This is a genomic window from Shinella sp. GW821-FHT10F02 (genome assembly GCF_058809275.1).
The window spans coordinates 144,792-162,611 of the sequence record NZ_JBXASL010000005.1 but is presented as its reverse complement, the minus strand read 5'-3'; the positions used below and the strand labels follow the sequence as shown (position 1 = coordinate 162,611).

At 65.3% G+C, this 17,820-nt stretch carries 16 protein-coding genes; 5 read left to right on the top strand and 11 right to left on the bottom strand.

What is annotated here, in order from left to right:
• The first annotated feature begins 111 nt into the window (after nt 1-111).
• The gene (locus AC1RWL_RS16980; protein ID WP_493095527.1) at nt 112-819 is read left to right on the top strand and encodes an MOSC domain-containing protein; all 708 of its coding nucleotides are present in this window, start codon (nt 112-114) and stop codon (nt 817-819) included.
• Here the strand turns inward: AC1RWL_RS16980 and AC1RWL_RS16975 are convergent.
• Nucleotides 816-1,478, bottom strand: a complete 663-nt coding sequence (locus AC1RWL_RS16975) for a GntR family transcriptional regulator (protein WP_256119583.1) — start codon at nt 1,476-1,478, stop codon at nt 816-818. The two genes, AC1RWL_RS16980 and AC1RWL_RS16975, sit on opposite strands and share 4 nt — an antisense overlap.
• A 178-nt stretch (nt 1,479-1,656) precedes the next feature.
• Between AC1RWL_RS16975 and AC1RWL_RS16970 the strand changes: the two genes are divergently transcribed.
• Together AC1RWL_RS16970 and AC1RWL_RS16965 are read left to right on the top strand one after the other, a co-directional pair.
• Nucleotides 1,657-3,006: a glutamine synthetase family protein gene (locus AC1RWL_RS16970; RefSeq protein WP_256119574.1), complete on the top strand. Its 1,350-nt coding sequence runs from the start codon at nt 1,657-1,659 to the stop codon at nt 3,004-3,006.
• A complete protein-coding gene (locus AC1RWL_RS16965; RefSeq protein WP_493095528.1) occupies nt 3,006-4,310 on the top strand; it encodes an NAD(P)/FAD-dependent oxidoreductase in 1,305 nt (434 codons plus the stop codon). The genes AC1RWL_RS16970 and AC1RWL_RS16965 overlap by 1 nt, the downstream gene beginning before the upstream one ends.
• Before the next feature lie 695 nt (nt 4,311-5,005).
• Here the strand turns inward: AC1RWL_RS16965 and purU are convergent.
• Complete coding sequence (gene purU, locus AC1RWL_RS16960; RefSeq protein WP_492648819.1) at nt 5,006-5,890, bottom strand: formyltetrahydrofolate deformylase; 885 nt, start codon at nt 5,888-5,890, stop codon at nt 5,006-5,008.
• A 348-nt stretch (nt 5,891-6,238) separates the two neighbouring features.
• Here purU and AC1RWL_RS16955 point away from each other — a divergent pair, with 348 nt between their 5' ends.
• On the top strand, nt 6,239-7,426 hold the full coding sequence (locus AC1RWL_RS16955) for a hypothetical protein (protein WP_493095529.1): 1,188 nt from the start codon (nt 6,239-6,241) through the stop codon (nt 7,424-7,426).
• Here AC1RWL_RS16955 and AC1RWL_RS16950 read toward each other — a convergent pair.
• Genes AC1RWL_RS16950 through AC1RWL_RS16915 form a run of 8 tightly spaced genes read right to left on the bottom strand, consistent with a single transcriptional unit; the run spans nt 7,416 to nt 15,531 of the window.
• Nucleotides 7,416-8,429 carry a succinylglutamate desuccinylase/aspartoacylase family protein gene (locus tag AC1RWL_RS16950; RefSeq protein ID WP_493095530.1) on the bottom strand — a complete coding sequence of 338 codons (1,014 nt, stop codon included), beginning with the start codon at nt 8,427-8,429 and terminating at the stop codon, nt 7,416-7,418. The two genes, AC1RWL_RS16955 and AC1RWL_RS16950, sit on opposite strands and share 11 nt — an antisense overlap.
• A gap of 12 nt (nt 8,430-8,441) precedes the next feature.
• The gene (locus tag AC1RWL_RS16945; RefSeq protein ID WP_256120517.1) at nt 8,442-8,786 is read right to left on the bottom strand and encodes a RidA family protein; all 345 of its coding nucleotides are present in this window, start codon (nt 8,784-8,786) and stop codon (nt 8,442-8,444) included.
• 27 nt (nt 8,787-8,813) lie between these two features.
• Complete coding sequence (locus AC1RWL_RS16940) at nt 8,814-10,115, bottom strand: alanine racemase (protein WP_493095531.1); 1,302 nt, start codon at nt 10,113-10,115, stop codon at nt 8,814-8,816.
• Nucleotides 10,108-11,040, bottom strand: coding sequence for an amidohydrolase family protein (locus AC1RWL_RS16935; RefSeq protein WP_493095532.1), 933 nt, complete (start codon nt 11,038-11,040; stop codon nt 10,108-10,110). Before AC1RWL_RS16935 ends, AC1RWL_RS16940 begins: the two co-directional genes overlap by 8 nt.
• Nucleotides 11,037-11,978: an ABC transporter permease gene (locus AC1RWL_RS16930; RefSeq protein WP_493095533.1), complete on the bottom strand. Its 942-nt coding sequence runs from the start codon at nt 11,976-11,978 to the stop codon at nt 11,037-11,039. The genes AC1RWL_RS16935 and AC1RWL_RS16930 overlap by 4 nt, the downstream gene beginning before the upstream one ends.
• Nucleotides 11,975-12,940 carry an ABC transporter permease gene (locus tag AC1RWL_RS16925; protein WP_493095534.1) on the bottom strand — a complete coding sequence of 322 codons (966 nt, stop codon included), beginning with the start codon at nt 12,938-12,940 and terminating at the stop codon, nt 11,975-11,977. Before AC1RWL_RS16925 ends, AC1RWL_RS16930 begins: the two co-directional genes overlap by 4 nt.
• Complete coding sequence (locus AC1RWL_RS16920) at nt 12,937-14,445, bottom strand: sugar ABC transporter ATP-binding protein (protein ID WP_493095535.1); 1,509 nt, start codon at nt 14,443-14,445, stop codon at nt 12,937-12,939. Before AC1RWL_RS16920 ends, AC1RWL_RS16925 begins: the two co-directional genes overlap by 4 nt.
• 33 nt (nt 14,446-14,478) lie before the next feature.
• A complete protein-coding gene (locus tag AC1RWL_RS16915; protein ID WP_493095536.1) occupies nt 14,479-15,531 on the bottom strand; it encodes an ABC transporter substrate-binding protein in 1,053 nt (350 codons plus the stop codon).
• Between the two features lie 226 nt (nt 15,532-15,757).
• Here AC1RWL_RS16915 and AC1RWL_RS16910 point away from each other — a divergent pair, with 226 nt between their 5' ends.
• On the top strand, nt 15,758-16,543 hold the full coding sequence (locus AC1RWL_RS16910; RefSeq protein ID WP_439618569.1) for an IclR family transcriptional regulator: 786 nt from the start codon (nt 15,758-15,760) through the stop codon (nt 16,541-16,543).
• 3 nt (nt 16,544-16,546) lie between these two features.
• Here AC1RWL_RS16910 and AC1RWL_RS16905 read toward each other — a convergent pair whose 3' ends face one another.
• A complete protein-coding gene (locus AC1RWL_RS16905) occupies nt 16,547-17,767 on the bottom strand; it encodes a TIGR03862 family flavoprotein (RefSeq protein ID WP_493095537.1) in 1,221 nt (406 codons plus the stop codon).
• Between the last annotated feature and the right edge of the window lie 53 nt (nt 17,768-17,820).

Here is a 17,820-nt window from a genome sequence, read left to right as displayed (position 1 = left end):
TTGCATGGCCCGAATGCGGGATGCAAGCCGCTTGCTTGCGGCAAAGCGCCTTGACGCAGGCGGCCGGGGCGATAGCCTCGCGCCACGACGAGAGACCCGAAAGGACACGGCATGCGCTTTGGCACGGCAAGCGAACTCTGGCGCTACCCGGTCAGTTCGCTGACGGGCGAAAGGCTGGAAACCGCCGAGCTCGACGACACCGGCATTGCCGGCGACCGGCAATGGGGCCTCTTCGACGCGGACAGCGCCGCGGTGGCCGCGCCGGAAACCGAACGGCGCTGGCGACCCGTCCCGGGCCTTCAATCCCGCTTGGGCGCCGATGGCCCCGAGATAAGCCAGGACGGCACGACATGGCATCCCGTCCCCTCGCCGCCCGCCGACAAGACGGCGTCGGATCATCTCGGCTTTCCCGTCCGCTTCCGGCCCTTCGGCGAGGCGGACGCCGCACCCCGCTACGACCGCGGCCACCTGCACATCCTCACCACCGCATCGCTGGCCCACCTGCAAGCCCTGCTGCCGACGGCGATCATCGACACCAGGCGCTTCCGCCCGAACATCCTGGTGCAAACCGACGACAACGACATCGATTTCATCGAACAACGGCTGATCGGCAAAGCGCTGCGGATCGGCGACGCGACCGTCGAAATCACCGAACCCTGCACCCGCTGCGCCTTCACGGCGCTCGGACAGCCCGGCATCCCCTTCGACAAGGATGTCCTGCACACCATCGCCAAACATGGCGGCGGCGGTTTCGGGGTTCTGGCGAAGGTGGTCGGCCCGGGCCGAATAAGCCGTGGCGATGCCGTGACCGTCGACTAGGTCACCGACTGCCCGGCAAGCCGCAGCAGGTTCTCGATCGCCGCCCGCTCGAAGCCGCCGATGCCCTCGGAAATATCGGCCTTGATCGCCGCCGCCACGGCATCCTCGTCGCGCTTGCGCAGCGCCTCGATGGCTTCCACATGTCGATCGACGAAATAGAGCTGTGCCACATGTTCCATGGCGATGCCGAGGAAGGGGCCGAGCTGGAGCCAGATGCTCTCCACCATCGGCATGATCACCTGCTCGGGATTGGCGCTGTAGAGCGTGCGATGGAATTCCTGGTTCAACAGCAGCGCCGTCGCATTGTCCTTGCGCCTAATCGCCTCGTCCTGCGCCTTGTCGATCTCGGCCAGCCGGTCGATGCGGCGCTCGGTGATATGCGGCACCGCGCGCCGCGCCGCATGCTGCTCCAGCACGGAACGCAGCGAAACAAGCTCGCCGAACCGGTCCGCCGTCATACGCGGCACCATGATGCGGCGGTTGTCGAGCACCCGCAGCGCCCCTTCGGAGCTCAGCCGGCGCAGCGCCTCGCGCACCGGCGTCGGGCTGCTTTCCATGGCTTCTGCAATGCCGCGGATGGTGAGCGATTCGCCCGGCCGGATCGAGCCCACCATGATCGCCTGACGAAGCCGACGATGCGCATATTCATGCGTCGTCATGCCGTCCGGCCGGTCCAGCGGCTCAAGCGCCAAATTGCCCAATCCATCCCTCCTGTCACCGGCTTGCGGATGTTATCCTATCCCTCGAAACAGGTTCTAGCAGCTTGACCGACGACAAGAAAGTGTGCATATTTTCGAAATGTGATCACAAAAATAATTATGTGATATGGAAAAAACGATGACCCCGAGCGAAGAATCCAACTGGCTGATCACCGCCGACGGCGTGGAGAGCATTCAAGCCGTCGTCTGCGACCTGAACGGCATCCTGCGCGGCAAGCGCGTGCCCGTCGGCCAGGCGGAAAAGGTGCTGAAGGGCGGCATCCGCATGCCGCTGTCCATCGTCGGCGTCGATGTCTGGGGCGAGGACATCGTCGGCTCCAGCCACGTCTTCGCCTCGGGCGACATGGACGGCATCTGCGCCGCCACCGGCCGCGGGGCTCTTCCGGTCAGCTGGACGCTGAAACCGTCCGCCGTCGTGCCGCTCTGGCTGTTCAAGGAAAACGGCGAGCCCTTCCTCGCCGACCCGCGCCAGGCGCTCGCCAACATCGTCCGGCAATATCACGAGCTCGGCCTTCGCCCCGTCGTCGCCTCCGAGATGGAATTCTACCTGATCGACGCCGAGCCCGACCATGCGCAGCCGCCGATCTCGCCCTATACCGGCAAGCGGCTGGATTCCGACGCCATCCTGTCGATCGACGAGCTCGACGATTTCGGCCAGTTCTTCTCCGATGTCTATGCGGAATGCGAGCGCCAGAACGTGCCGGCGGATTCGGCCGTCGCCGAAAACGGCATCGGCCAGTTCGAAATCAATCTCATGCATTCCGACGATCCGTTGAAGGCCGCCGACGACGCGCTGTTCTTCAAGCGCATCGTCAAGGGCATCGCGCGCAAGCACGGCTTTGCCGCCACCTTCATGGCGAAACCCTACGGCATGCGCTCCGGCTCCGGCATGCACATGCATTTCAGCCTGATCGACGCCGACGGCAACAATGTCTTCGACGACGGCAGCGCGGAAGGCTCCGACATCATGAAACACGCCGTCGCGGGGCTCACGCGCGGCATGGCGGAATCGACGCTGCTCTTCGCGCCGCATTTCAACTCCTACCGCCGCCTGCGCCCGGACACCCACGCGCCGACCTCCGTCTCCTGGGGCTACGAGAACCGCACCGCCGCCATCCGCATTCCCGGCGGCAGCAACAAGGCGCGCCGTATCGAGCACCGCGTCGCCGGCGCCGACGCCAATCCCTATCTCGTCATGGCCGGCATCCTGGGTGCAGCCCTCGTCGGCATCCGCAACAAGTGGGAGCCGCCGGCACCGGTCTCGGGCCGCGCCTATCTCTCGCAATTGCCGCGTATCCCCTCGGAATGGGGTTCCGCCGTCACCGCCTTCGAGAACGGCTCGATCGTCTCCGAAATCTTCGACGCGGATCTCCGCTCCATGCTGATCGCCTGCAAGCGGCAGGAAATCGCCGGTTTCGCCGAACAGGTGACCGACTTCGAATTCAGCGCCTACCTGGAAATCGTCTGATGGCCACGAATGAATCCTATGCCGGCAACGGCACCTATCCCGACAGCTACTACGCCGCCTCCCGCAACATCGTGCGCACGCCGAAAGTACTCGAAGGCGCGGTGACCGCCGATGTCGCCGTGCTCGGCGCCGGTTATTCCGGCCTCTCGACCGCCATCCACCTTACCGAAAAGGGCTACAAGGTCGTGGTCGTCGAAGGTGCCGGCATCGGCTGGGGCGCGTCGGGCCGCAACGGCGGCCAGATCGTCAACGGCCTCAATGCCAGCCTCGACACCATCAAGCGGCGCTACGGCGACCAGGCCGGCGCCTTCGTCGGCGGTCTCGTGCAGGAAGGCGGCAAGATCATCCGCCGCATCGTCTCGCAATATGACATCGATTGCGACATGAAGGTCGGCAACATCTACGCCGCCTATACGCCCGCCCATATGAAGGACCTGGAGCACAAGAAGGCGCTCTGGAAGAGCTATGGCATGGACGACCACCAGATGCTCGACAAGGCGGCGATCCGCAAGCTCGTCAACACCGACGCCTATGTCGGCGGCATGCTGGACACGACCGGCGGCCACATGCACCCGCTCAACCTCACGCTCGGCGAGGCGAAGGCGCTGGAATCGCTCGGCGGCGTGATCTACGAACAGTCGCCCGTCACCCGCGTCGAGCACGAGGCCGAAAAGCCGGTGATCCATACGGCCAGGGGCAGCGTGACGGCCAATGTCGCGGTGCTCTGCGGCAATGCCTATCTCGGCCATGTCGTGCCGAAGCTCGTCTCGCGCGTCATGCCGGTCTCCACCCAGATGGTCGCGACCGAGCCGCTCGGCGATCGCGCCGACGCGCTCATCCCCTCCGACATGTGCGTCGAGGACGTGCGCTACATCCTCGATTATTTCCGCCTGTCGGCCGACAAGCGCATGATCTTCGGCGGCGGCACCGTCTATGGCGGCACCGACCCCGCCGACGTGCGCGCAAAAATCCGCCCGAACCTCGAAAAGGTCTTCCCGTCGCTGAAGGGCGTGAAGATCGATTATGCCTGGAGCGGCAATTTCGCCCTCTCCTTCTCCCGCGTGCCGCAGATGGGCAAGATCGGCAAGAACACCTATTTCGCCCACGGCTACAGCGGCCACGGCGTCACCGGCTCCCACCTCTTCGGCCGCATCCTCTCGGAAGCCATCGACGGCGACCTCTCCCGCTTCAGCCAGTTCGAAAAGCTCCCGTGGATCCCCTTCCCCGGCGGCCGCATGTTCCGCGCCCAGTATTCGACCATCGGTTCCTGGTGGTATCAGTTCAAGGATGCCTTCGGGCTGTAGTCAGCGTAGATACCCCCCTCTGCCCTGCCGGGCATCTCCCCCACAAGGGGGGAGATCGGCAAGAGGCCTGAACAGCGCCCAAACTCTACCCTCTGTGATGGGCGGGACGTTGCTCCATCCAATCTCCCCCCTTGTGGGGGAGATGGCCGGCAGGCCAGAGGGGGGTTCTCCGCACCATTCCGAAAAATTTACCCTCCCCATTTTCCCCATCCCCAAAACCTCGCCTATCCTGACCATCCTTCCGCCGCCGGACGGATCGCGTAACGTGTCGATGCGGGCGGGAGGAGGCGCTTTCGTGGATGGCCGGTACGTGCGGCAGCAAGCGGAAGAGGCGTGGGACGCGCTGTGGGGATAATCACCCTGTGGCGTGAAAGGCTTCCCCCTTCCCCGGGTCGCGGGGTCGGTTTGGGTCCGCCATGCAAGCATTGCCGGCGCATGCCCCCGAAAAGTGCGTCAGCGGTTTTCGGACAAGGCGCATGCGAAGACAGTGTGCAGCGAAGCTTTCACCACGCCTGAAGGAGGCGAGACCACCTCCGAAGAACGCCTGGGGCCGCGCGAAAGCGAAGCCACCAAACTCCAATTCCCAGAGGCAACGCTTTCGCGCGGTTCTCCGGACTGGATATTTTATGAACCCGGTGGGCACCCCTGCGGGCCGTCCCGCCATGCGCGGAAGGACGGCCATGCGGAGGCGGATATCACCCCATGCGCTCGGAAGCGTAGGAGCCGGGGCTCGGCGGGAAGACGATGGTCTTGTTGCCGTTCATGAACACGCGGTGGTGGATATGGGCGTGCACCGCGCGCGCCAGAACCTGGCTCTCCACGTCGCGGCCGATCGAGACATAATCTTCCGCCGACTGCGCATGCGTGATGCGCGCGACGTCCTGCTCGATGATCGGACCTTCGTCGAGATCCTCGGTGACGTAGTGCGCCGTGGCGCCGATCAGCTTCACGCCGCGCTCGAAGGCCTGCTTGTAGGGGTTGGCACCCTTGAACGACGGCAGGAACGAGTGGTGGATGTTGATGATGCGGCCCGACATCTTCTTGCAGACGGCATCCGACAGCACCTGCATGTAGCGGGCGAGCACGATCAGTTCGGCACCGGACTGCTCGACCACTTCCATCAGGCGGGCTTCCGCCTGCGGCTTGTTCTCCTTGGTCACCTTGATGTGGTGGAAGGGGATGTCGTGGTTGACGATGACCTTCTGGTAATCGAAGTGGTTGGAGACGACGCCGACGATATCGATCGGCAGCGCGCCGATCTTCCAGCGGTAGAGCAGGTCGTTCAGGCAATGGCCGAAGCGCGACACCATGAGCAGCACCTTCATGCGCTCGTCGCTGTCGTTGAAGCGGTAGGTCATCGCGAATTTCTTGCCGACGGCGGCAAAACCGGACTTGATCTCCTCTTCCGACACGCCTTCCTGCGACAGGAAGGTGAGGCGCATGAAGAACAGGCCCGTCACCAGGTCGTCGAACTGCGAACTGTCGGAGATATAACACCCCTTCTCGGCGAGGTAGCCGGTGATCGCGGCGACGATGCCGCGGGTCGATTGGCAGGATACGGTCAGCACATGGCTCTTCATCGGTTCCATCTCGCGTTCGGCCGATGCTGGGGCAAGCATCGGCGATCCCCTTCTCATGCGGCCGCACAAGCGGCATGGCGCATATTTCAGGCCGCTCGCGCCAGCGCAAGCCCCTGCAATGACGAGAAGCTACGCCGCCTCTTGCAAGGAATCCCTCCGGTTCGCGACATCCAATGCGTCGAAAATGCCAAGAGGCCGGCCCTCGCCTGTTTGCGACGCCGGGAAAGGCTCCGCCATGAGGGGTGCGGCGCGCCGATTCTTTCAGCAATGCAAGGCCGCCGAAAATCCATCTGGACACTATTATGGACACATGTTCTATAAAATGGACAGATTCGACAGGAGCCCGCCATGCATCTTTCCATGTGGACCTACCCCTGGGACATCCAGGACCAGGGGCTGGAGGCCTTTGCCGCCGAGCTTTCCGGCCGCGCCGGCCTCAACACGGTGAGCCTTGCGACCTCCTACCACGCCGGCCGCTTCCTGCAGCCGCGCAGCCCGGCGCAAAAGGCCTATTTCCCGGAAGACGGCACGGTCTATTTCCGCCCGGACGAAACGCTCTGGCAGGGCAAGACCATCCGCCCGCTGATGGCGCAAAACGTCGCCGAACGAGGCGATATGCTGGCGGCGCTGACGGCAGCGCGCGAAAAAAACGGCCTGAAGGTCTCGTGCTGGACTGTCTGCCTGCACAACAGCCGCCTCGGCATGCTGCACCCGAACCACGTCACCCGAAACGCCTTCGGCAATGCCAACTATTACAATCTCTGCCCGTCGAGCCCGGCCGCACGCGACTATGTCGTCACCCTCGTGCGCGACATCACCACCAGTTACAAACCCGACATGCTGGAACTCGAAAGCCCGAATTTCATGGGTTTCGCGCACGAATATCACCACGAAAAGGACGGCGTCGGCCTCAATGCCGAGGACGATTTTCTGCTGTCGCTCTGCTTCTGCGACCATTGCACCGCGCGCGCCGAAAAGGCGGGCGTGCCGGTGGAAGGCGCCCGCAGGACGGTCGCCCGCTTCATCGCCGAACTCTGCGAGCGCGCCGTGCCGGAGAAACAGTTCCCGGATTTCCCCGAAGCCGGCATCGACGCCTTCCGAGATCACCCGGACCTGCACGCCTTCCTCGCCTGGCGCAGCGAGCCGGTGACGAGCCTGATCGGCGAGATCAAGGCGGCGGCCGACCCCGCCACCCGCATCGTGCTGATCGACCTCAAGGACGGCTGGCTCGGCGGCGTCGATCTTCAAGCCGTGGGCAAACTCTGCGACGGCGCGATCCTCTGCTGCTACGACATGATGCCGGAGGCTGTCGGCGACGTCATCCGCACCGGCCGGGCCGCCCTCGGTGCGGATAAATTCCTCGGGCTCGGCCTGCGCATCTTCTATCCCGAGGTCGGCGAGCCGGCGATCCTCGCCGCACGCGCCAAGGCCGCCGTCGACGCGGGCGCCGATGGCGTGAATTTCTACAATTACGGGCTCATCCCGGCCAAACGTCTCGACTGGGTCAAGGAGGCCGTCGACGCAATCAACCCATGATCGGCTCGGCGACCTGGATCAGGCAATCGCCGGCCTGGCTGTCGCAATGCAGGCGATGGGAGATGACGATGCCGCCTTCGGCAAAGTGCAGCGCCTCCTCCGCTTGCTCCAGCCGTTCGAGATCGTGATACCAGCCGGCCAGATCGCCCGCCGAAACCACAGCCCCCAGCGCCACCGCCGGCTCGAACCAGCCGCGCCGGCCGGCATAGATGCCCTGGCTGTGGCGGGAGAGCGAAAGCAGTTGCAACGCCGCCGGCGCCGGCAATGGAGCCCGCGACAGAACCGGCGCTTCGACAAGGCCGAGCGCCACCAACAGCCGGTCGATTGCCGCCGCCGTGAAGGCCATGGTCTCCGGCGTCACCGTGCCGCCGCCGCCGAATTCGCCGGAAAGGCCGATCGTGCCGGCCCGGCCGGCAGCGCCCATCGAGGTCGGCGCCGTCGGCCCGTTATCCGCGATGAAGGCATGCGAGGCCCCCATCGCCCGCATCAGCGAAACCGAGCGCTCGAAACGCGCGGCATCCGCCTGCCGCTCGATCAGCGTGCAGGGCAGGTGCGCCATGGACGTGCCGCCCGAATGCAGGTCGAGCACCACGTCATGCGCCGGGAAAAGCGTGTGTTCGAGGAAATGCGCCATCCGCGCCGTCGGCGTGCCGGCCGGATCGCCGGGAAAGGCCCGGTTGAGATTGCCGCCGTCGAAGGGCGAGCAGCGTTTCGCCGCCATCACCGCCGGCAGGTTGGCCATCGGCAGGATGGTGATCGCACCGTGGATCTTGTCGACATCGAGCAAGCGCATCAGCCGCCCGAGCTGGAGCTCGCCCTCATACTCGTCGCCATGGTTGCCCGCCATCAGCAGCAGGCTCGGCCCTGCGCCGTTCTTGAGGCGCAGGATCGGAATGCGGATCTGATAATAGGGCGAACGGTCGACCGAATAGGGAATGGCAAGATGACCGGCCTGCCGGCCATCCTGCGCAAAATCGATCGGATTGACGATGCCGCTATGCATTTACGTCTCCAGTCAGAGGGCGGCGACGGCGGTCATTTCGACGCGCAGGTCCGGGTCCGCCAGCCGCGCCTCGACGCAGGCCCGTGCCGGCGGGTTTTCCGGGTCAATCCAGGCATCATAGACGCCGTTCATCGCCTCGAAATCGACGATCGCCGGCAGGAAGACATTGACCGCAAGCAGCTTCGAGCGATCCGTGCCGGCTTCCTTCAGGAGCGCGTCGATCTTGCCGAGCACGTCGCCCGTCTGGCCCTCGATGCCGGCCTTGCGGTCTTCCGCGACCTGGCCGGCAATATAGACGAGCCCACCGAAGCTGACGGCCTGGCTCATGCGCGAGCCCTTCTGGTAGCGTTGGATCATAGGGGAATTCCTTTCTGCTTGGGAAGATCAGCCGAAGCTGGTGAGATAGGCCGTCGTGACCGTGTGGTCGGGGTCGAGGCCGTAGAGAATGGCGTGCCGGTCGAGGCAGGTGCAGGGATGCGAGATGCCGAACTCGACCACGTCGCCGACACGGACGTCGTTGCCGGCAAGCTGCACGAAGGCATGCTGGTCGTTGAGGCGCAGCACCTCCGCACCGGTGAAATCGCCAAGCTGCGCACCCTCGCGATAGAGCGCGAGCGGCCGCGGCAGGCCCTGGTCGATCGCGACATCGCGAAGCCCCATGCCGCAGATCGCCAGTCCCGGCTCCGGCAGGGAGAGGACTTCCGCCCAGACCCGAAGCGCCGGCTGAAAGCCGTGCGCGGCCGAGATCGTTTCCCCACCGATGCGGAAACCGCCGCGATCATCGAGGCCGGCAAGCCCACGCTCATAGATGCCGTGATCGTGGAAGAAGATCGCCCCGCTACGCAACACCAGACGGCAGGTAGGATCGGCCTCAACGGCGGCGCCTAGCCCGGCGACCACCCGGTCAAAAAAGACCGAGCCGCCGGCCGTCAGCAGAAGCGGGTGCTCCGGGCCGATGCGGGCGCGGACCCGCGGCAGGAAGGCCGCGGTCATCGCCATCAGCGCATCGATCCGGCGCAGGGTTTCCGCCGCATCCGCCGTGGCGGCAGCGCCTTCATAAGCGGCGATACCGCTAAGCCCGAAACGGGCCGTCTTGGCCGTGAGGATCGCGTCAAGGATAACGCCCGCAGCGTCGAGGCTGCGCGCACCGGCGCGGCCAGCACCAAGCTCTACCAGCAGCCCGAGCGGCGGCAGGTCCTGCCGTTCCTGCCAGGCCGCCCGCAAGGCTTCGACGAGGGCAACGGAATCGACGAAGATGTGCACCTCCGCATCGGGACAGGCGGCAAGCATGGACGCCAGCCGGCGCGCCGCAGCGGTGCTGCCGATCTCGTTGGCGAGGATCAGCCGGCGCTGGCCCGCCTTCAGCAGCACGGCGGCTTGGCGGATATCGGCAACCGTCGTGCCCCAGGCGCCGGCGGCGATGAGAGCATCGGAAACAGCCACCGACATCGGCGTCTTGGCGTGCGGCGCGATTTCGACGGCGTGATCCTTCACATAGGCCATCATCAGCGCGACATTTTTCGCAAAAGCCTGCCGGTCGAGCGAGATCAATGGCAATGCCATCACCCCGTCATAGGGCTTCCACCCCTGCCCACCGATCGCATCGAGCGGCAAGGGCGCGTGACCCGGCGGAAAGCCGCGGATACGGTCGTCGATCAAGGGGCCGGTCGTTTGGAAGTCAGACATGCATTTCTCCTCTGACCGCCTCGGCAATTCCGAGGCGGTAGGTATCGTTGGCGGTCGCGAAGAACAAAGCGCGTTGCTCCGCAAGCGAGAGGGAAGCGGCCACCGTGTGGAAGACGCCGTAGACCTCGTCGAAGGAGGCATGCAGGCCGGCGACCGGGAAATCGCTGGCGAACATCGCGCGCGCCGGGCCGAAACAATCGATGCAATGGTCGATCACCGGGCGAAGGCTTTCGAGCGTCCAATCATTGTCATAGGCCACGAGATCGGAGATTTTCAGCCGCACATTCGCTTCCCGGCCGAGCGCCCGCAGGCCATTGCGCCAAAGGGCCATGCCCATGTCCGTGCGATCGATCGGGCTACCACAGTGATTGAGCACGAAAGGCGTTTCCGGGAAGGTGCGCACGAGGTCGAGCGCCTCCTCCATCTGCCAGGGAAAGAGCATCAGGTCGAAAACGAGGCCGAGGCGGGAGAGATGAGCAAGCCCCGCCCGCCAGGCGGGATCGACCATGCGATGGGCGCGTGGCGCAAAGCTCTTAGCCGGGTCCGGATGCCAGCTGACGATATCACGGATGCCGACGACGTTGGGATTTGCCGCTTCGGTTTCCAGCAGGCGTATCGCATCCGGGCCATCGAGGGGAACACGGGCGACGTATCGGTGGGCAATGCCGGTGCTGCGGTCGAGGCCATCGAGCCAGCGGCTTTCCTCTAGCGGATGCGCATCGGACCAGCCGGCTTCCACATGCACGGTGGCAACCACGTTCTGGCGAACCGCATCGGCTCGATAGTCCTCGATGCCATAGTTGCGCAGGATCGGCGCGAGGTCGCCGGTGGCCTTCGCCTTTTCGAGCCAGGGATGGCGCTCCAGCGAAAGGTCCCAGAGGTGATGGTGCGGGTCGATCACCGGGCCGTCATAACGTGCCGTCATCGCCGCGCCTCGCGGCCGGAGATGAGGAGAAGCGCCAGGATCAGCGTGCCGAACATGATCGACCGCCAGCCGGGCGAGGCATTGACGACGGTGATGAGGGCGGTCGTGGTGACGAGCAGAATGGCGCCGGGAATGGTGCCGGCATAGGTGCCGCGCCCGCCGAGGATGGAAGTGCCGCCGAGCACGACGGCGGCAATCGACGTCAGCAGATAGGGATCGCCGATGCCGACGTAGCCCTGCCGGTTCATGCCGAGCACCAGAATGCCGGCGAGCCCTGCGAAGAAGCCCGACAGCGCATAGAGGATCAGCGTGTTGCGCGTGACGCTGACGCCGGAAAGCCGGGCGGCCAGCGGATTGGCCCCAAGCGCCAGGAAACGCGCGCCGATCGGCATGTGGTGGATGAGCAGCAGCACGACGGCCGAGACGACGAGCCACAGGATGACGCCGGCCGGGATGCCGAGCGGCCGTGCTTGGCCGAGCAGGATGACGGCCGGATTGCTGACGGTGACCGCACTGCCGCCGGCGACGATGACGAGCAGGCCTTGGAGAAAGGTCGCCATGGCGAGCGTCATGATAATGGGCGGCACGCGCAGATAGGCGGCGCCCGCACCGTTGAGGAAGCCGATGCCGGTGGCAATCGACAGCGCCAGAACGATGCCGACGAGGCCCGTCGGATCCCAGGCGGGCGAGATCAACGGCAGCAGGATCGCCGTGACGGTGATGACGGCGCCCACCGAGAGATCGATGCCGCCCATCAGGATGACGAGCGTCTGGCCGGCGGCCGCGATGCCGATGACGGCGGCAAGCTCCAGCAGGTAGCGCAGATGGCCATAGGCGCCGAAGCCGCGCAGCGTCAGGCTTGCAACGAGCCAGACGAGTGCCACCAGCAGGAAGGTGAGCAGCGGCGGATTGCGGAACAGGGATTTCACCGCGTTCATCGCCTCGCCCTCCCCTTTGCAAGAAGTTCCGGCACCGCGACGGCGCCGACGATGATCAGGCCCTGCGCGATATATTGCGCGACCGGCGGGAAGCCGAGGAAGAACATCACGTTGATCATCACCGAGAGCAGCAGGCTGCCGCAGATCGCGCCGCGCATCGTGCCCTTGCCGCCAAGAAAGCCGACGCCGCCGAGCACGGCCGCGGCGATGGAATTCAGCGTGAAGGGTGTGCCGATGACCGGATCGCCCGACCCCGTCTGCGCCGCGACGAAGAGGCCGGCGAGGGCCGCCAGCAGGCCGGACAGGGCGAAGGCGACGATCTTCACCCGCTCGACCGGTACGCCGGAACGAAACGCGCCGATCGGGTTATCGCCGGCCGCGTAGATGCCGAGGCCGAGCGGCGTCGCGAGAAACGCCTTCCAGGCGAGAACGATGACGACGAGCAGCAGGAAGGCGACGGGCGTGTGGCCGGCGAGCGTCGTCGACAGCCAATCGGGAATGAAGCCGCCCGGACGCGGCAGCAGGATGAGCGCGACGCCGGTGATGATGAAGGAACCGGCAAGCGTGACGATGATCGCCGGCAGCCGGAGATGGGCGACGATGGCGCCGGTAATAGCGCCGATCACGAGACCCGCGAAGGCGACGGCGAGAATGCCGCCGGGCACGCCGAGCGCGGTGCCCATCGTGGTCGCGGCGATCACCGCGCCGAAACTGACCAGCGGCCCGATCGCCAGCGTGATGCCGCCGTTCAGCATCAGGAGCGCCTGCGCCATGGTTACGAGCGCCAGCGGGAACCAGTTCTGCGTGAACTTGGAAAAGCCGCCGACGGAGAGAATGCCCGGAAAGAGCACCACATACAGAATGAGGAAAGCGGCGACGACCAGATAGAGGCCGCCGAGGCTGCGATTGCGCCGGCGCTGGATGGCGCCATAGAGCCAGCCGGAGGATGAAAAAGCGCTCATGCGGCAGCTCCCTGCGTGTTGATGCCCATGGCCGCGCCGACGATCGCCTCTTCGCTGATCGCCGCGCCCGAAAGGCTCGCGGCAACGCGGCCTTCGCGCAGCACCACGACGCGGTCGCAGAGATGCACGAGCTCCGGCGTATCGGAACTGGCGAGGATGACGAGCCGACCTTCGGCGGCGAAGGCGCGCAGCATCAGGTAGATTTCGCGCTTGGTCTCGATATCAACGCCGCGTGTCGGGTCGTTGAGCAGCAGCACGGATGGATCGAGCGGCAGCCATTTGGCAAGCGCCACCTTCTGCTGGTTGCCGCCCGAAAGCGCCTGAACCGCGCGGTCGACGTCGCCCTTGATGGTTAGCCGGCGCGCCAGATCGGCGATCAGCCCGGCCTCCGCACCACGATCGCGAAAGCCGCCCCGGGCAAGCCGGCCGAGCGAGGGGAGGATGAGGTTGGAAGCGATGGAATGGCGCAGCACCAGCCCCTCATGCTTGCGGTCCGCCGGCACATAGACGATGCCCGCGGCATTCGCCTCGCCGACATGGGCGGGCAGCGCGGCTTTGCCGGAAACTTCGGCGCGCGACGACTTGGCGGGAATGGCGCCGTAGAGACCGAGCAGCAGGTCTTCCTGCCCCTGCCCGACAAGCCCGCCAATGCCGACGATCTCGCCGGCGCGGGCGGAAAAGCCGATATCGCGCACCAGGCCCGCCGAAAAATTCTCCACGCTGATGCGCGTAGCACCAGGATTGGCGGCGGGGCGCGGCGGGAAGAGATCGCCGGTCTCGCGGCCGACCATCAGGCGCACCAGCCCCTCGCCGTCGATGCCGGCAAGCGACTGGTCGGCTGTGACGCCGCCGTCCTTCAGCACCGTGACATGGGAGCAGAGCGCCTGCACCTCATTGAGGCGGTGGGAAATATAGAGAAGGGCCGTGCCGCGATCGCGCAGCGTCCCGATCAGCCGGGCGAGAATGCCGGCCTCATGGGCGGAGAGCGAGGAGGTCGGCTCGTCGAGGATGAGCACGCGGGGTTTGCGGAACAGCGCCTTGGCGATCTCCACCATCTGGCGGCGGCCAAGGGCCAGGTCCGCCACCGGCATGTCCAGCGGCTCGGTGAGGCCCACCATATCGCAGACCTCCCGCACGCCGCGGTGAAGCGCCCGGTAATCGATGAGGCCGAACCGGCGCGGGAAGGCGCCAAGCCCGATATTTTCGGCGATCGACAGGTCCGCCGTGAGGCTCAGCTCCTGCTGCACCACGGCGATGCCGGCCGCGCGCGCGCCGGCCGGGCTGAAACGCCCGACCGGCTTGCCATCGACGGAAATCGTGCCGCTATCCGGTTGGAGGGCACCGGAAAGCAGGTTGATCAGCGTGGATTTCCCGGCACCGTTCTCGCCCAGCAGGGCATGCACCCTGCCGGGGTGAAGGGCGATATCGACGCCCTTCAGAACGGGATTGCCAAAAAATCCCTTGAACACCTGCCGGGCTTCCAGCAGGGGTTTTTGCTCCGTCATCACGGCATCCTTCACGCGAATTACTCTACCCGATTATTGGGCCAGCAGCTTGTCGAACAGCGCCTTATCGTAATCCGAGTAGATATAACCGTCGGCCGGGAAATCAGCGGCGCGGGCGAGATAACCATCGATCGTGCTGTCGTCGATGACCGGCAGCGGCACCTTGATGAAGGCCGGTACGTCCTTGCCTTCAAGCGCCTGCACGGCCGTATAGACCGAAAGCGCGCCAAGCCAGTTCGGCTGCATCGTCGCCCAGCCCTTGAGGCCCTTTTCTTTCCACAGCTCCAGGAACTGGCGGGCATTCTCGCCGCTCGTCGGCACCTGCTCGCGGCCCTGGCGATCGAAGGCCATGACGGAGCCGGCCGAAAGAGCGCCACCGAGCGACAGCACGCCGTCGATTTCCGGATTGGCGAAGAGCAGGCTGGTCATCGCTTCCTGCGCGGGCGCGACGTTGTATTCCGTGTTCGTCTCGGTGATGACTTCAAGGCCCGGATTAACATCGAGCACCGGCTGCGCGCCCTTGCGGCGATCGTCGCTGACGGAAATGCCGGCCGGGCCGTTCATGATGATGATCTTGCCCTTGCCGCCGAGCTGGTCGACCATCCATTTGGCGGCAGTGGCGCCCCATTCGTTGGAATCGGTGTTGATCTTCGCCGTCACCTTGTCCGTGTTGACGAGACTGTCGAAGTTCACGACGGCGATGCCCTTGTCGCAGGCGTCCGAAATCACGCGGTCGAGCGCGTTGGAAGAGCCGGCGATAACCACGATGGCATCGACATTGGCGTCGATCATCGACTGGATATGCTGGATCTGCGTCTGCGCATTGCCCTGCGCGTCCGTGATCATCAGGTCCTTCACGAGGCCGGCCTTCTTCAGCTCCTCCACTTCGGCCGAAATCGTGCCTTCCGTCTGCTTCATCCAGGTCGGCACGGAGTAGATGTTCGCCCAGCCGACCGTATAGGGCGCCTTGCGGTCACCCTTGATGCAATTGGCGGCGGCAGACGCGGTGCCGGCGGAAAACACAAGGAGCGCCGTGGCGGCGGCAGCGCCCGCGAAAAGGCGGCGGCTGTTCTCAAGATTGTTCATTGTCGATCCCCTTTTTGTGCGGCAGCAGGAACGGGCTTGCCATCCGTCTTTGTCCAATATAGCGTACATATGATCTAAATACTGGACGACGCGATCTTATGCCGTTTTTTCCGCCTCGCAAGAGGGGTGCGGAAATTTCGCTCTGCGGGACCGCAGTGGCGCGGATTGACAGATGTCGCGGGCGGCGTGAGAAGCTTCGACGGCAAAAAGACAGGGACCGACGGGAATGGATGCAGTTCTGGATGAAGCAGCCGGCAAGCGCGCCCGCGGTCTCGACCGCGCCTTCGAGATCCTCGATTTCCTGCGCCAGAAGCGCCAGGCGCTGAAGCCGAACGAGATCGCCGCACAGATCGGCGCGCCGCGCTCATCGGTCTACGAGCTGGTGAACCTGCTGCTTCGCAACGGCATTCTCGAATTCACCGGCGGCGAAGGCCGCGTCTATCTCGGGCGCAAACTCTATTTTCTCGGCGCGGCCTACGAGAACCATTTCGACTTCACCCGCGAATGCGAGGCGGTGCTGGAACGGCTGGCCGACGAGACGCGCGAGACGGCGCAGTTCTGCATGCTGGACGGCAACAAATACACCGTCGTGCGCATGCGCGAGGGCGCCCGGCCCTTCCGCATCTCGACGGATATCGGCCAGTCCGTGCCGATCCCGTGGACGGCCTCGGGCCGCCTGCTCGTCGCGCATCGGACGGATGAGGACATTCTCGCTTTCATCCCGCCGCAGGATTTCCGCCTGCCGGGCGGCGAATGGCTCGATCCCCAGCACTTCCTCGCCGAAGTGCGCCAAGCCGAGCGCGAAGGCTTTTTCACCTTCAACAGCATCGTCGACAGTTTTACCCACTGCTTCGCGGTGCCCGTGATGGATGAAGAAGGCCACGCGGCCGCCACGCTCTGCCTCGTCACGCCGCGTGATGATGGCCTCGCGAACCGGGACCGCTATCTCGCCCGCCTGAAGGAGGCTGCAGCCAGCCTCAACCACGCGCCGACACGGCCGAAACGGGGTTGAGGCTCAAGTCTCGGATTGGTTGGATAGCCAGCTATCGATTCCAAAAGCCGCGGCGCGTCCTGTGGCAAAACAGGCCGTGAGCAGGTAGCCGCCGGTTGGCGCCTCCCAATCGAGCATCTCGCCGGCGACGAACACGCCCGGCAGCGCCTTCAGCATATAGGCCGGGTCGATCGCATCGAAGCGGATGCCACCGGCCGACGAAATCGCTTCGGCGATCGGCCGGGGCCGCACGAGGCGGATCGGCAGAGCCTTGATCACGGCTGCCAGCGCCTCCGGCGTCATGGCGGAAACATCGGGAAAACATTCGCGTAGCAGCGCCGCCTTGACCCCATCGAGCGCCGCCCCCTTGCGCAGCCGGCTGGAAAAACTCGCCTTATTGCCTTGGCGCGCAAGATCACCGGCAAGGCGCGCGACGGTCCGCCCCGGCGCCAGATCCAGCATGAGCGTCGCCGTCCCGTTCTGCTCCAGCGCATCGCGCAAGGCGGCAGCATGGGCATAGATTAGGCTGCCCTCCACGCCCGTGTTCGACACGACGAACTCGCCGGGAATGGTGCCCGCCGCCGAATGCGCCGTGACACCCTTGACCGGCGCCCCGGCAAATCTTTCGACGAAGAACGCCGACCAATCCACGTCGAAGCCGCAATTGGCGGGACGCAAGGGCGCGATCCCGACACGCCTGTCCGCAAGTGTTTCGACCCAGGCCGCATCCGAACCAAGCCGCGGCCAACTCGCGCCGCCGAGCGCCAAAAGCACCGCATCGAATTCCATCGTCGTCATGCCTTCCGGCGTCTCGACCAGAAGCCCCTTCGACGCAAAACCGAGCCAGCGGTGACGCACGCGGATATCGACGCCCTGATTTTCCAACCGCGCCCGCCAGGCGCGCAGCAGCGGAGAGGCCTTCATCACGGTCGGAAACACCCGGCCGGACGTGCCGACGAAGGTCTCCGTGCCGAGTCCGAGCGCCCAGGCCCGCAGATCCTCCGGCGTGAAGGCATCGAGCGCCACGCGCAGATGCTCGTTCGCCGCGCCAAAACGGGTGACGAAGCGCTCATAGGCTTCCGAATGGGTGAGGTTGAGGCCCGACTTGCCAGCGAGCAGAAATTTGCGCCCGATCGTCGGCATTGCCTCCAGCACGGTCACCGCATGGCCCCGCGCCGACAGCATTTCTGCCGCCATCAGCCCGGCCGGCCCGCCGCCGACGATCCCGATGCGCCGCTTGTCCATTCCGCGTCCCGCCTTGAAAACCCTGGCCGTCCTCATAAATCGTCTGCAGCGGC